Origin of the sequence: Mesorhizobium hawassense (genome assembly GCF_003289945.1) — a bacterium.
Taxonomy (GTDB): domain Bacteria; phylum Pseudomonadota; class Alphaproteobacteria; order Rhizobiales; family Rhizobiaceae; genus Mesorhizobium; species Mesorhizobium hawassense.
Window position 1 is genome coordinate 189,821 of record NZ_QMBP01000010.1, and the last position, 14,418, is coordinate 204,238.

Annotated in this window: 13 protein-coding genes; 9 read left to right on the forward strand and 4 right to left on the reverse strand. The window is 64.9% G+C overall.

Annotated features, from left to right (window positions below):
* Window positions 1-24 precede the first annotated feature (24 nt).
* The 4 genes from choW to DPM33_RS21280 all read left to right on the forward strand — a co-directional run bounded on the left by choW (window position 25) and on the right by DPM33_RS21280 (window position 5,414).
* A complete protein-coding gene (choW, locus tag DPM33_RS21265) occupies window positions 25-879 on the forward strand; it encodes a choline ABC transporter permease subunit (RefSeq protein ID WP_112099394.1) in 855 nt (284 codons plus the stop codon).
* Window positions 876-2,057 (forward strand): choline ABC transporter ATP-binding protein, encoded by a 1,182-nt coding sequence (gene choV / locus DPM33_RS21270; protein ID WP_112099395.1) that lies wholly within the window; start codon window positions 876-878, stop codon window positions 2,055-2,057. Before choW ends, choV begins: the two co-directional genes overlap by 4 nt.
* Before the next feature lie 107 nt (window positions 2,058-2,164).
* Window positions 2,165-4,192, forward strand: a complete 2,028-nt coding sequence (locus DPM33_RS21275; protein ID WP_112099396.1) for an autotransporter outer membrane beta-barrel domain-containing protein — start codon at window positions 2,165-2,167, stop codon at window positions 4,190-4,192.
* Between the two features lie 184 nt (window positions 4,193-4,376).
* Complete coding sequence (locus DPM33_RS21280; RefSeq protein ID WP_112099397.1) at window positions 4,377-5,414, forward strand: MBL fold metallo-hydrolase; 1,038 nt, start codon at window positions 4,377-4,379, stop codon at window positions 5,412-5,414.
* Window positions 5,415-5,428: 14 nt separating this feature from the next.
* Here the strand turns inward: DPM33_RS21280 and DPM33_RS21285 are convergent, their stop codons facing one another.
* The gene (locus DPM33_RS21285; RefSeq protein WP_245442299.1) at window positions 5,429-7,501 is read right to left on the reverse strand and encodes a transcriptional regulator; all 2,073 of its coding nucleotides are present in this window, start codon (window positions 7,499-7,501) and stop codon (window positions 5,429-5,431) included.
* A gap of 171 nt (window positions 7,502-7,672) precedes the next feature.
* On the opposite strand from DPM33_RS21285, the gene DPM33_RS21290 reads away from it, so the two are divergent.
* Together DPM33_RS21290 and DPM33_RS21295 are read left to right on the forward strand one after the other, a co-directional pair.
* A complete protein-coding gene (locus DPM33_RS21290; RefSeq protein ID WP_112099398.1) occupies window positions 7,673-8,758 on the forward strand; it encodes a PLP-dependent cysteine synthase family protein in 1,086 nt (361 codons plus the stop codon).
* An 83-nt stretch (window positions 8,759-8,841) separates the two neighbouring features.
* Entirely contained in the window at window positions 8,842-10,323 is a 1,482-nt protein-coding gene (locus DPM33_RS21295) for a pyridoxal phosphate-dependent decarboxylase family protein (protein WP_112099399.1), read from the forward strand.
* 20 nt (window positions 10,324-10,343) lie between these two features.
* On the opposite strand, the gene DPM33_RS21300 is transcribed toward DPM33_RS21295, so the two are convergent.
* The 3 genes from DPM33_RS21300 to DPM33_RS21310 all read right to left on the reverse strand — a co-directional run bounded on the left by DPM33_RS21300 (window position 10,344) and on the right by DPM33_RS21310 (window position 12,936).
* Window positions 10,344-10,718, reverse strand: a complete 375-nt coding sequence (locus DPM33_RS21300) for a YciI family protein (RefSeq protein ID WP_112099400.1) — start codon at window positions 10,716-10,718, stop codon at window positions 10,344-10,346.
* Window positions 10,719-10,813: 95 nt separating this feature from the next.
* Window positions 10,814-12,223: an ATP-binding protein gene (locus DPM33_RS21305; RefSeq protein WP_112099401.1), complete on the reverse strand. Its 1,410-nt coding sequence runs from the start codon at window positions 12,221-12,223 to the stop codon at window positions 10,814-10,816.
* The gene (locus DPM33_RS21310; RefSeq protein WP_112099402.1) at window positions 12,220-12,936 is read right to left on the reverse strand and encodes a response regulator; all 717 of its coding nucleotides are present in this window, start codon (window positions 12,934-12,936) and stop codon (window positions 12,220-12,222) included. Before DPM33_RS21310 ends, DPM33_RS21305 begins: the two co-directional genes overlap by 4 nt.
* Before the next feature lie 237 nt (window positions 12,937-13,173).
* Here DPM33_RS21310 and DPM33_RS21315 point away from each other — a divergent pair, with 237 nt between their 5' ends.
* The 3 genes from DPM33_RS21315 to DPM33_RS21325 all read left to right on the forward strand — a co-directional run bounded on the left by DPM33_RS21315 (window position 13,174) and on the right by DPM33_RS21325 (window position 14,297).
* Window positions 13,174-13,482, forward strand: coding sequence for a hypothetical protein (locus DPM33_RS21315; protein WP_112099403.1), 309 nt, complete (start codon window positions 13,174-13,176; stop codon window positions 13,480-13,482).
* Window positions 13,483-13,520: 38 nt separating this feature from the next.
* Entirely contained in the window at window positions 13,521-13,799 is a 279-nt protein-coding gene (locus tag DPM33_RS21320) for a hypothetical protein (RefSeq protein ID WP_112099404.1), read from the forward strand.
* A 153-nt stretch (window positions 13,800-13,952) separates the two neighbouring features.
* On the forward strand, window positions 13,953-14,297 hold the full coding sequence (locus DPM33_RS21325) for a hypothetical protein (protein WP_112099405.1): 345 nt from the start codon (window positions 13,953-13,955) through the stop codon (window positions 14,295-14,297).
* Window positions 14,298-14,418 lie beyond the last annotated feature (121 nt).

Sequence of the window (14,418 nt, forward strand, 5' to 3'; positions counted from 1 at the left end):
TGCGGCGAAGCCGAGAGGGGAAAGATGGATCCGATTTCGAAACTCCTGACCGACTACAAGATCCCCATCGGGCCGTGGGGCAAGGCCTTCTTCGGCTTCCTGACCGACAATTTCGACACCATCTTCCGGGCCTTCTCAAACGGGCTGAATTTCATCCTCGACGGGGCGGTGAACCTTCTGCTGATGGTGCCGCCGGTGCTTCTGGCGCTGGTCATCGCGATCATCGCGTGGTTTTTGCAGCGTTCGCGGCCGCTCGCCATCGGCGTCTTCCTCGGCCTGATCTTCATCATCAACCAGAACCTGTGGAAGCAGACGGTGCAAACGCTTGTGCTGGTGGTTGCCGCCGCCGCGGCGGCCATGGCGATCGGCGTGCCGCTCGGCATTTGGGCCGCGCACAAGCCGAAGGTCTACCGCGTCATGCTGCCGGTGCTCGACCTGATGCAGACGCTGCCGACCTTCGTCTACCTGATCCCGGTGCTGACGCTGTTCGGCCTCGGCAACGCGCCGGGCCTCATCGTCACCATCATCTTCGTCATCCCGACGGCCGTGCGGCTCACCCATCTCGGCGTGGTTTCGGTGCCCAAGGCGATCATCGAAGCGGGCGAGGCGTTCGGCGCCACCAAGCGCCAGCTTCTGTGGAAGGTGGAGCTGCCATCGGCGCTGCCGACCATCATGGCGGGCCTGACGCAATCGATCATGCTGTCGCTGTCGATGGTCGTGTTCGCCGCCCTGATCGGCGCCGGCGGCCTCGGCACGGAAATCAACCGCGCGCTCGGCTCGCGGCGCATCGATCTCGGGCTTGAGGCCGGCCTCGCGATCGTCGTGCTCGCCATCGTACTCGACCGAATGACCCGCATCGGCGTTGGAGGCAAGAAATGACCGTCGCGGTGGATTTCAAGAACGTAGACATCGTCTTCGGCGCCGATCAGTCCGGTTCGCTGGCGCTGATCGACAAGGGCGCCACCCGCGCCGAGATCCTCGAAAAAACCGGCAACGTGCTGGGCTGCGCCGGCGCCAGCCTCACCGTGCATGAGGGCGAGATCTCGGTGCTGATGGGCCTGTCCGGCTCCGGCAAGTCGACGCTGCTGAGAGCCGTCAACCGGCTGAACGTCGTGTCGCGCGGCCAGGTGCTGGTCAAGGACGGCGACCGCACCGTCGATGTCGTCACCTGCGACGAGGCGACCTTGCGGCGGCTGCGCCAGAAGCAGGTGGCGATGGTGTTCCAGCAGTTCGGCCTGCTGCCGTGGCGCACGGTCGAGGAAAATGTCGGCTTCGGCCTCGAGCTTGCCGGCGTGCCGGACGCGGAACGCAAGGCGCGCGTGCAAAAGCAGCTGCAGCTCGTCCATCTCGACCAATGGTCGAAGAAATACGCGCATGAGCTTTCGGGCGGCATGCAGCAGCGCGTCGGTCTCGCCCGAGCCTTCGCGACCGAGGCGCCGATCCTGCTGATGGACGAGCCGTTCTCGGCGCTCGATCCGCTGATCCGAACCAAGCTGCAGGACGAATTGTTGCAGCTTCAGGCGGAGCTGAAGAAGACCATCATCTTCGTCAGCCACGACCTCGAGGAGGCGCTGAAGATCGGCAGCCACATCACCATCATGGAAGGCGGCCGCATCGTGCAGACCGGCGCGCCGGAGGACATCGTTCTCAGACCCGCCAACGACTATGTCCGCGACTTCATCGCCAATGTTAACCCGCTGTCGGTGCTGACGGCGTGGAACGTGATGCGGGACCGTCGCGATCTCGAACAGGGCGACGACGGCTGGGTGTGGCTCGACCGGCGCAAGACGACGCGCTTCAAGATCGATGCCCATGGCCTGGTGGCCGCCGCCGAGCGTGACGGCAAGCCGGCGGTATGGGTCTCCTGCGCCGACGTCGAGAGGCAGCCGGAGGAGGGGTCCCAGGTGTTCTGGGCCAATCCCGGCACGCCGCTGAAAACGGTGATGCTCGCCATGCACCGCTCGCAGACGGCGCCGGTGGCGCTGTTCGACGAAGGCTCGCGCTTCGTCGGTGCGATCGGCATCCGCGACGTGCTGAGCGCGGTGTTGAGGCGATAAGCCTTCGCAGGCGCCCAGGTCCCCGATCCGGGCGCTGCCTGCGGCTTGTCTTTCGCTTCCTTCGAGTGCAGACTCCGCTTGTTGCGTACCCATGCGCCAAGGGGGTGATGCCGACGCCGCGCACAAGGGTTCCAGGCGCGATTGCGCTGTCGATTTTCGTTGCGGTTCCGCTTGGAAGCGGCCCGGCGTATGCCCAAAGTTTTGTCATCGGCAACGGCGTCACTGCCGGCCAGCAGACGATGAGCAATACCGGCGATACCGGCGTCGTCAGCCAAACGGGCGTGATCGAAACAACGGGTACGGGGGCCGACGCCGTGCGGATGCTTGGCGCGGATCAGAGGCTCACAAACAACGGACTGATCAAAACCTTGGGCGGTGCCGCCGCCAATGTGCATTCGCAAGGTGCGGACGCTACCATCCTCAACAACGGGGCCACCCTCGCCATAGGTGACGGCTCCATCGGTGTCCTGTCCGAGGGCAACGATGTGGACGTCGTCAACAACGGCTCGATCGAAGCGCTGGGCGTCGCGACATACGGCATCATCAGCGACGCCGCAGGCGGGCGTGTGGACAATCATGGCTTTATCGGTGTTTCCGGCACCGCCGCCGCCGGCCTCATCGGCGATGGGCCGGACCTGACGATCTCCAACAGCGGCGCGATCGAGGCGTACGGGATCGCCGCCGGGGGGATCCTCTGGCAGAGCAATGGCCTGCGGCTCGACAATTCCGGGTCGATCACGGTGTCGGGGCCGGCTTCCGTCGGCATCGGCGCCAGCGGCAACGATGTCGCGATTGCCAATAGCGGTACGGTCAACGTCTTCGGGACAGCCTCGACCGGCATCGGCACGCTGTTCGGCAACGCCACCATCACCAATTCCGGTTCGGTCATCGTTGAAGGCGTGGGCGCCGTGGGCATTGCCGCCCAGGGCGGCAACTCCGTCATCACCAATTCCGGCCGCGTCTTCAGTGACCAGAGCGTCGCCATCTATTTCGGTGCGCCAGACGCGACGCTGAACCTTCTGGGCGGAACGGCCATTCAAGGGCCGATCGTCTTTTCAGGTAGCGGCAACACCGTGACCTTCGGCCCGGCACTCAGCGCCGTCACGAGTTTTTCGGGAACTGGCCTGCCACAAACCGTCCTGACCGGCGGCAGGCCGTTCGCGACGAGCGGCGAAAGCGTGGCGGTGGTCGACATCACCGGATTTGCGAGCAGCGCGCCGCTGATCGAGGACCTTGTAGACGGCATAGTCGGCACCGCCGAAGCGCGTATGGCCGCCCCGAACGACGACTTGCCGAACCGGGGTCGGAACGCCTGGATATCCACCTTTGGCGGGATACGCTCCCAAGGCAGCTCCGGCGCATCGGCCGGGTTCAGCGAGGGGCTGGGCGGCATCGTCGCTGGCGCTGAAAGGCGCTCTGGCGACGGTTTCCTGGGCGGCCTGCTGCTGGGCGGCGCCGCCGGATCGACCCAGGTCGAGGACGACGCGCAGGAGATCGTTCATCGCAGCGCATTTGCAGGCGGCTATCTCGGCTATGACGCAGGAGCGCGTTTTGCCGGGGCGAACTTCGTCGCCGGCGTGCTCCAGGAGCGCAGCCGCCGCCGCGTCGCGAACAATCTGGCGCTCGACGGCATCGAGACGGCCCGGGCAGATTTCAACGGCATTTTCCTCAGCCCGTCGGTCACGCTCGGCATGCGGCTGCCCGTCGCGACTGGTACGCTGATACCCAGCGTGCGGCTGCGTTACGCCGGGCTCTTCATCGATGACTATGCGGAGACCGGTTCGGACGGCGATCTCGCCGTTTCGCGGCGTGACGCCAACATCTTCGAGGCGCGGGGCGAGGTCGCGCTGGCCCTGGCGCCCGTTAGCACGCCAAGCCAAGCCTGGCAAACCACGCTGCGTACCGGGATCGATGCCATAGCGCAAGACAGCGGTGAGGTGTCGGCGACACTGCTTGGCCAGGACATCTCCTTTGGCGCCGGCGGCAAAAAAATGATCGTACGCGGTTTTGCCGGGGCGGACGTCGCGGCGGAGGTGGGCGCCGGCATGACCCTGAATGCCGGCTTCGAGGCCGGCTATGGAAGCGACGATGCCTTCACCGTCCGGGGCCAGGCTCGCCTCAGCAAGGCCTTTTGAGAAAGCTGCTCGACGAACCCCGGTGCCACATTTGAAGGTTGGCTCCCCGTGGGCGTGGGTAAAGCCATATACCGTCACATATATTTTTCGAAATCCGTTCCGATTCCGATGACCAGTGCAGTAGGATATTGCTGCGACAGCGCGGATGACGTCCGCGGTGCGAACATGCAGCGGGGTAGTAGAAATGATCTTCCGCCAGCTCTTCGATTCCGTCTCTGGCACCTATTCCTATCTGCTCGCCAGCCGCCATGGCGGCGAGGCGCTGATCATCGATCCGGTGCTGGAGAAGGTCGAGCGCTATCTGCAACTGGTCAACGAACTCGACCTCAGGCTGGTCAAGGCGGTCGACACGCATCTCCATGCCGATCACATCACCGGCCTCGGTGCGCTACGCGACAAGACGCATTGCGTGACCGTGATGGGCGAACAGACCAAGGCCGATGTCGTTTCGATGCGGCTTTCCGACGGCGACAAGCTCGGCATCGAGGGGCTGGCGCTGGATGTCATATATACGCCCGGCCACACCGACGATTCCTACAGCTTCATCCTGCCCGACCGGGTCTTCACCGGTGACACGCTGCTCATCCGCGGCACTGGCCGCACCGACTTCCAGAACGGCGATCCGCGCCAGCAGTATGAATCGATCTTCGGCCGCCTGCTCAAGCTGCCCGACGAGACGATGATCTTCCCGGCGCACGACTACAAGGGCGAGACCGTGTCGACGATCGGCGAGGAGAAGGCCTTCAATCCGCGCCTGCAGGTGAAGTCGGTCGACGAGTATGTCGACATCATGAACAATCTGAAGCTGGCCAACCCGAAGATGATGGATGTCGCGGTGCCCGCCAATATGAGGGTCGGCCTGCACCAGGACGATATCGCCAGCCGCGGCTGGTCTGTGACCGCCGAACAGGCGCTGGAGTTGGTCGGTCGGCCCGATGTGGCGCTGATCGACCTGCGCGAGCAGACCGAACGCGAGCGCCACGGCGTCATCCCCGGCGCGATCCATCTGCCCTATGCGCGGCTGCAGGAAAACATCGCTGCCGGCGGCATGCTGCACGAACTGGCGAAGTCGACCAGCAAGCAGATCCTGTTCTACTGCGCCTTCGGCGAGCGTTCGGCGATGGCGGTGCAGGCAGCGCAGGATGTCGGTATCGCCAGCGCCCGCCACATCCAGGGCGGCATCGATGCGTGGCGGAAGGCCAGCGGACCGCTCATGCATTAGCCGGAACGTAGAATTCAGTTCAGCCCGATCAACTTCGAGCCGTTCCGGAACAGAGCCTCCCCGTCACGGTCGAAGCGGAAGGTGGCGATGAAATCGTCGGCGCGATAGTTGGGCAACGTGTTGCGGATCTTGGCGGCGAAGCTGCGCGCCTCGTCCTGCCGGCCAGCCAGCGCCAGGCAGTGCGCGGCGATCGCCAGGATGATGACATGGGCGTTCGGGCGCGCTGCGGCCTTGAGCGCCCATTCGGCGGCCGCTTCGAATTCGCCGAGCCTTGCATGCGCCATGGCGCGCGCGCCCATCATGCCGAACAGCAGCGGATCGAAGGGGCTGAGATGGCGCGAATGATCGGACGAGCCGATCGCCGATTGCGGGTCGCCCGACTGCGAATGGACGAAGGACAGCGCGTAGTGGCCGAGCGCGAAGTTTGGGCTGAGGTCGACGGCGTTCGCCAGTTCGAGCAGCGAGCCGTCCTGTTCGCCGCGCAGCCACAAGGCGCGACCCATCGCCCAATGGGCGGCAGGGTTGCGGTCGTCGACCAGCAGGCTCTGGCCGGCACTTTCGAAGGCAAGGGCGGTCTCGCGGTCGCGGTCGCCCCAGCGCTGGAAAGCATTCTGCCAGTGGGTGAAGGACATGCCGGCATAGGCGCGCGCGAAAGTGGGATCGAGCTTCAACGCCTCGCCGAAGAAATGCTGCGCCAGCTCGTTCTCCTGGCGGGTGAAGCGGTACATGTGCCAGAGGCCGCGATGATAGGCCTCCCAGGCATTGAGCGAGTTGGGCGCCTTCAGCAGCGCGCGGTTGCGTTCCACCGTGGCGATCTCGGCGGCGATGGAAGAGACGATGCTGTTGCCGATATCCTCGATGACAATGAAGATGTCGTCGGGCTTGTGCTCGAAGGTCTCGGCCCAGACGATCCGTGCCGTGCGCACCTCGACGAGTTCGACGGACACGACGACCCGGCCCGGCTGGCTGCGCACCGAGCCCGTTGCGACATAGTCGACATTCAGCCTGCGTCCGGCGTCGTCCGGCGCAATGTCCTTCTCGGCGAGCGCGAAGACAGAGCCGCGGGCGATCACGAAGAAATCTCGAAGCTTGGCTAGCCGGGTGATGATGTCGTGCGTCAGGCCATCGGCCAGCCCGCCGCGGAAGCCGCCATTGCCGGCGCTCTCCGCAAACGGCATCACCGCAAGCGAAGCCCGGCGCGTCGCTGCTGGCTCGGATTCGAGCGTGGCGACCGGCGACTCCGGCATCGGGAAACCCGGCCCGGATCGTGTGCATGGCGTTGCGCTGGCGTGTCGGGCTCGTATCTCCTGCCATGCTTCGCGCAGCGGGGTGAAATCTAGCTCTTCCGAGTGGAAGAGCTCCGCTGCGGTGGCAAGATGCTCCTCGCCGGCGCCGATCTGTCCGCGCCCGGCCAGGTTTTCCAGCAGCGCCACATGGGCGCGCCTGTCGAACGGCGCGAGCTCCAGCCATTTGTCGATATAGGCGCCTGCTTCGTCGACTCCCTGCGGGACAAGGCCGATGATGTGCTCCAGGACGGCGACATGGCATGCGCTGAAACGACGGCGCTGCGCCGTCAGCCAGCTGCCGAAATGCGGGCTCCGGTCAAGCTCCAGCCCATCGAGAAAATCGCCGGTGAACAGTTGCGCAAGCGCCCGCAGACGCTCGAGGCCAAGCGTCTCGATCCCTTCCGCCACCGCGGCGGCGGCTTCCGTGGCATCGACGCTCGTATCGCCAAGGCGCAGCGCCACGGTGTCGCCTTCGGTCTCGATCCGGTGAAGGCCCGGCTCGTCGAGCGCGGCACGCAGCTTGCTCAGACACCAACGCAACTCGCCCCGTGGGTCGTTGGGCACATCCCAGAGAAGCTCGCAGAGCCGGCTGCGGCTGACGGGGTGGGGCGCGAGCGCCAGATAGGCGAGCAGTGCACGCAATTTGCGGGACGAGGGCAGCGCGACCGGAACGTCGTCGCGTGCAATCGCCAGCGGACCGAGCAGCCGGATCGACAGGCCGGCGGCATCGCCTTTCAGGGCCGATCGAACGGATTCCACGTCCGTTTCCACGCTCGCTCCCACGCTGACCAGTTGGTCCATGTTCTATCACCAAACACGACAGGGCGCATCCGGCGGCGAATTCTCGCGCCGGACGCGGCCTTTGCCGAATTGCCGGCAAGTCACATGCAACTAACGCGGCAAGGTGTCGAAACCACGCCGCCCAAGCCGCCGGTCTGTAACCGGCGCGTGAGATATCGAGGAGAAAAGCCCATGTTGCAGCAATTGAAAATCAGAACCACAACCGGTCGCGGCCGGCTGTTCGAAAGCATTCTCGACACGGTCGGCGACACGCCGGTCATCCGTATCAACAATCTCGGTCCGGGTCATGCGACGATCTATGTGAAGGCCGAGTTCTTCAATCCGGCCGCCTCGGTCAAGGACCGGCTGGCGCTCAACATCATCGAGGAAGGCGAGCGCAGCGGCAAATTGAAGCCCGGCCAGACGGTGGTCGAGGCAACGAGCGGCAACACCGGCATCGGCCTTGCCATGGTCTGTGCGCAGAAGGGCTATCCGCTGGTGGTGACGATGGCCGACAGCTTCTCGGTCGAGCGCCGCAAGCTGATGCGCATGCTGGGCGCCAAGGTGGTGCTGACGCCGCGCGCGCAGAAGGGTTTCGGCATGTACAAGAAGGCGGTCGAGATCGCCGAAGCCAATGGCTGGTTTCTGGCGCGCCAGTTCGAGACCGAGGCCAACGCCGCCATCCATGAGGCGACCACCGGCCGCGAGATCGTCAATGATTTCGCAGGCTCCCGTCTCGACTATCTGGTCACCGGCTACGGCACGGGCGGCACCGTCGCCGGCGTCGGCCGGGTGCTTCGCCGAGAGCGGCCGGAGGTCAAGATCGTGCTTGCGGAGCCGGCGAACGCTCAGCTCATCGGCAGCGGCAAGGTACAGGAGCGCGGCGCCGGCGGCGCGCCGGCCGCCAGCCATCCAGCCTTCGAGCCGCATCCGATCCAGGGCTGGACGCCAGACTTCATCCCCAACGTGTTGCAGGAGGCGATCGACCAGCGCTATTACGACCAGGTGGTGCCGATCCCAGGCCCCGAGGGCATCAAATGGGCGAAGGCGCTGGCGCAGCAGGAAGGCATCTTCACCGGCATCTCCGGCGGCGCCACTTTCGCCGTGGCGCGCCAGATCGCGGGCACCGCGCCGGCCGGCTCGGTGATCCTGTGCATGCTGCCCGACACCGGCGAGCGCTACATGTCGACGCCGCTCTTCGACGGTATCGAGGCCGAGATGGACGCCGAGGAAACCGCGCTATCGCGCTCGACGCCGAGCTGTCAGTTCGACGTCTGACGGTAGACGACGCGACGCCGCTATCTAAACGGCGGCGTCGCCATTTTTCCACATGATCACCCAGATGCCGGCGGGAGATACGGATGGACACTTTTCGGGAAGCGGTGACTACGGAAGAAACGCTCGATCCGCAGGATTGGACGGATATGGGAGCGCTGTCGCACCGGATCGTCGACGATGCCATCAGCTATCTCAAGGATGTCCGTGAGCGTCCGGCCTGGCGCGAGATGCCGGCCGAGGTGCGATCATTCTTCAGCGCGCCGATGCCACGCTCACCGGCGCCGGTGGCAGACGTCTATGGTGACGTCGCCCGCAACGTCATGGCCTATCCGATGGGCAACATCCATCCGCGCTTCTGGGCCTGGTATATGGGCTCGAGCAATTTCACCGGCGCGCTCGGCGATTTCCTGGCGGCGATCCAGGGTTCCAATCTCGGCGGCGGCAACCATGCCGCCGGGCTGATGGACAGCCAGGTGGTCAATTGGTTGAAGGAGATGGTGGGCCTTCCGGCAACGGCGAGCGGCACGCTGGTCAGCGGTGGCTCGATGGCCAACATCATCGGGCTGACGGTGGCGCGCAACGTCAAGGCGGGCGTCGACGTGCGCGAGCGCGGCGTCGGCGCCATCCCCAAGCCGCTGCGCTATTACGCCTCGGACCAGGTCCATTCCTGCCATCGCAAGGGCATGGAGGCGCTGGGTCTCGGCAATCGGGCGCTGCGACGGATCCCGACCGATGACGGATTGCGCATCGATATCGCCGCGCTCAAGGCGGCAATCGCTGAGGATCGAGAGGCCGGCTTCAAGCCGGCCTGCGTGATCGGCACCGCCGGCACCGTCAACACCGGCGCCGTCGACGATCTTCAGGCGCTGGCGACCGTCGCGGCCGCGGAAGACCTCTGGTTCCATGTCGATGGCTGCATCGGGGCGCTGATCGCGATTGCTCCTGAGAACAGGCCGCTCGTTGCTGGTATCGAGCAGGCGGATTCGATCGCGCTCGATCCGCACAAATGGCTGCATGCGCCGTTCGAGGCCGGCTGCGCGCTGGTGCGGGACGCATCGGCGCATCGCAGCACCTTCGCGGTGACGCCGGAATATCTCGAATCGGCGCCGCGCGGCCTTGCCTCCGGAGAATGGCTGCACGACTACGGCCTGCAGACGTCGCGTGGCTTCCGCGCGCTGAAAATCTGGATGGCACTGAAGGAGCATGGCGTCGAGAAGTTCGGCCGGCTGATCGACCAGAACATCGCCCAGGCGCATTATCTCACTGCGCTGATCAAGGCGGAGCCGGCATTCGAACTGACGGCGCCGACAACGATCAACATCGTTTCTTTTCGCTACAAGCCCAAAGGCGCGTCCGAGGAGCTGATCAAGGCGCTCAACACCGAGATCATGCTGCGGTTGCAGGAACAGGGCAGCGCGGCGCTATCCGACACCACAGTGCATGGCCAACATTGCCTGAGGGTGGCGATCGCCAATCATCGCACGCGGCGCGAGGATCTCGATCTTCTGGTGCGCGAGACGCTGCGCCTGGGACGGGAAATCGAGGCTGCCGCGACACCAATGTGAAACGCGGGCCGAAGCGTATCTCAACCGGCCGGCAGCGCGGCGCCAGGCTTATAAAGCATGATCGGCCGGATCTCGTAGACGGCGGTGGGATTGACGCGTTTGAGGTCACGGGCGGCGGCGATCGCCTCGTCCAGGCTCGCGCAGTTAAGCACATAGAGGCCCAGCAGCTGCTCCTTGGTCTCCGCGAACGGGCCATCGATCACCATGGCGTCGGCCGGGCCGCGCAAAGTTACCGCCTCCGCCGTCGGGCCAAGCCTTGCCGCAGGCCCAAGCTTGCCCTCCCGGGTCAGCTTGGTGTTGACATCGAGCAGGTCCTTCATCAGCGCCGCATCCTCGTCGGGCGTCCAGGACTGCACAGTGTTTTCGACGTGATAGGCAAGGACGGCGTAAAACATGGGTGGATTTCCCTCGTGACCAGGCGGGCCGCACTATCACAAGGATGGTTCGACCGATCCAGAGGCGTCGACGGCGGACCGCACCGGCTCCTGACTCAAGCTGCCACCGGCAGCCTCAGCTCCGTCAGCAGGCCACCGCCCGGGTAGTTGGAAAGATTGACCTCGCCGCCGGCGCCGCGCGCGATGTTGCGGGCGATGGTCAGGCCGAGGCCAAGACCGCCGGTCGTGCGGTTGCGCGATTCCTCCAGGCGCACGAAGGAGCCGAACACCGCGTCCAGTTTCGCCTGCGGGATGCCGGGGCCCTCGTCGCGGATCGAAAGCGTGATCGTGTCGCCCGATCGCCGCACGCCGAGATGCGCCTTCTTGCCGTAGGTCACCGCGTTCTGGATGAGATTGGTGACGCAGCGGCGCAGCGCCACCGGCCGCGCGATGCAGATCAGGCCGCGCGAAGGGGCCGCATCCTCGTCGAAGGATGCGCCGTCGAAGGAGTCGGCGACCGATTCGACCAGCGACCAGAAATCGATGCGCTCGGCCTTCTCCTCCGTCACCTCGAATTTGGCGAAGTCGATCACGGAGCTGGCGATGCTTTCGATGTCGGCGAGATCGTGCGCGAGCGCCTCGCGCGCCGGCGACCTGCGCAACAGTTCGAGGCGCAGGCGCATCCGCGTCAGCGGCGTGCGCAGATCATGCGCAAGCGCGGCGGCCAGATGCTCGCGGTCCTCGACATAGTCGCGCAGTCTCGTCTGCATGGCGTTGATCGCCTTCGCCGCGGCGCGGATCTCGCGGCTGCCGGTTTCGGCGATCGGCGGGCTTTTGAGGTCGTTGCCGATGCGCGTCACCGCCCTTTCCATCATCCGGTAGGGGGCGGTCAGCCGGCGCAACGACCAGATCGACATGATGACGACCAAGCCGGCGATCAGCGAATAGAGCGGCAGGCTGTCGAGGCTGAGGATCGGACCTGGCGGGGTGATCGGCTCGGTGAAATTCAACCACTGTCCATCGGAAAAGCGCAACGATGCCGTCAGCTTGTCGCTCTGGGCGAAATCCGCGGCCAGCACCAGCAGGTCGCGCTCGACCTGGCCGACATCCTTGTTCACCGCTTGGCCATCCGGAACGTCGGACTCCTGCGTGGCCGGATCGCGCCGCACGCGCGCGTCGGTGATGCCGAACTTGGACAGGCGGCCGACGAGGATGTCTTCCAGCTCGGCCAGTTGGTCGTCGCCGGCGATCGAAGAGGTGACGGCGGGCGTGTCCGAAACCGTCAGCGCATAGGTCGAGTTGAACAGACCCGACGCGGTCGCCTTGCGTTCTTCAGGCGTGGCGTCATGCATCAGCTGCACTAGCGAATAGGCGCGATCGTTGAGCCGGTAGAGATCGACGACACCGTTTGAGGCGGCGCGGTCGCGCGCGACGATGTAAAGCGTGGCGACCTGGCTGATCATCAGGCCGGCAATGACGATCAGCAGCACCCAGACAGGCAGGGTCTGCGGCAGGAAGCGTCTCATTCGGACGTCGTTTCGGGCAGGAACTGATAGCCGCCGCTGCGCACCGTCAGGATCAGTTTCGGCATCTTCGGATCGTCTTCCATCTTGCGGCGAAGCCGGCTCACCAGAATGTCGACGCTGCGGTCGAAGCTGTAGCCGGTGTCGCCGCCCGAGAGCTCGATCAGCTGCTCGCGGGTCAGCACGCGCTGCGCGCTCTTGACGAAGGTCTGCAGAAGGTTGAATTCGGCCATGGTCAGCTCCACCCGGACGTCGTCGGGCGCCGTCAGGCGGCGGCGCGCGCAATCCATGGTCCAGCCGGCAAAGCGATAGACCTGCTTGGCGCTCGGGCGACGCGGCTCGGCGCTGCCGTTGCGGCGCAAGACGGCGCGGATGCGGGCCAGAAGCTCTCGCGGATCGAAGGGCTTGGGCACGTAGTCGTCGGCGCCCATTTCGAGACCCACCACGCGGTCGGTCGTTTCAGTGACCGCGGTCAGCATGATGATCGGCGTGGTGTAATTGGCGCGGATCTCGCGGCAAAGCTCGAGCCCGCTTTTGCCGGGCAGCATCACGTCGAGAATGATCAGGTCGACCGGCGTACGGCGCAGGATCGCCTCCATCTCGACGCCGTCGCCGGCCACCGTGGTGTGCAGACCGCGCTTCTGGAAGAACTCCTGCAGCAGGTCGCGTATGCCCTTGTCGTCGTCGACGATCAGAATGTGTGCGTCGGATTTCACTGGAACCCTGTCATTTGTTAGCCAAGCAATCCCTTCGTCGACCACCCACACGATAGAATTCGGGCCACATCTTGGCCAGTGGCCGCGACCGGCGCCGCGGCCGGCTTCCCCAGAAACAATCCAGAAACAAAATTCTACAGTCGGGAAAAACTGGTGAAAAATTTAAAGGCCATAACCGGTCCCGTGGCGGTCAGGTGATGGCTGCGACGCAAGTTTCCGGAGTAACGGGCAAGACCAATGCAGAGGTTCTGGATCAGCGTGACGGGTGCTTTGCTCAGCATATCGCTCATCACAGCAGCGGCCGGTGCCTCCACCCCCGCAAAGGTCGCGCCGCCGCTCACCCGGACGGAGCGCTGCACGAATCTCAGCCGTCAAGTTGACGAAGCCCTCGAAACCCATGCCGCGGCAACGCAGGTCACCGCGGCGAAAGCACTGCAAAGAAAGGGAGACCGGTTCTGCGCCAACAAGAAACAGGCGCAGGGAATCCGGATGCTCGCAAACGCTTTGAAGCTGCTTGGAGTGACACCGGTCGACCCAGATCAGTGACGCTCGACTCCCGACCCGCACAAAAAAGGAAGCAAGCCATGAAAAAGTCCCTTCTCTCCGCCCTCGGTCTCGGTGTCGCCCTGGCCTTCTCGATGCCGGCTCTCGGCAACGCCGCCGCCACCACGACCGCTGCTCCGGCCGCCGCCACCACGACGACCACGACCGCTCCGGCAGCCGACGCGACCGCCAAGCCCGCGCCGAAGAAGGTAGCGGCCAAGAAGGTCTGCAAGCCGACCAAGAAGCACAAGTGCCCGGCTCCGAAGAAGGCGCCGGCTGCGAAGCCCGCTGCTGCGAAGCCGGCTGCCAAGAAGCCCTGATCCAGAGTTCGGCATCACTTTTGACGAAGGCCGCTCCAGCCGATTTCGGCTGGGGCGGCTTATCGGCGGCGGGAGCCTGAAACCGGCAGGTTACAGCCGCACCAAGTTCAATCCTTAACCCGATCGCAATGCCGGTGCTGTAGGACAATCCGCATGAAGAAGCGGTTTTCGTCCCTGATGCGTTCGTTGACCCTCGGCGGTCTGATCGCCACCGCGGCCGCACGATCGTTGATCATCTTTAAAGCAAGCCCGGTGCCGGATCCCGCTAGCGGCAGGACCGAACCCGAGCTGTTCGCGCCCGCTATCTCATCGAGTTTCGACTACATCACCCCGGCACAATCCTGGATCCTGATCGTGCTGACTGGCATAACGGTGATCGGCCTGGTCGGCTGGATATTCTTCGCTTTCAAGGAACGCGGCTCGGGCATGGATGGCGGCGCCGGTTCGGGCAGATCGGGCACCGCGATGCGCCGCCCGGTCGGGCGCCAGGGCCGTTGACCCGCCAGCAGCGCTTCCCCACATAGTGTCGATCGTCCAGCTCCGTTGTTACCCGCGCGCAATTGGACGTGTGATTTCCTGCGTGACAAAATGAGAGCGGGAGTCGAACTCCTCTCGCTGC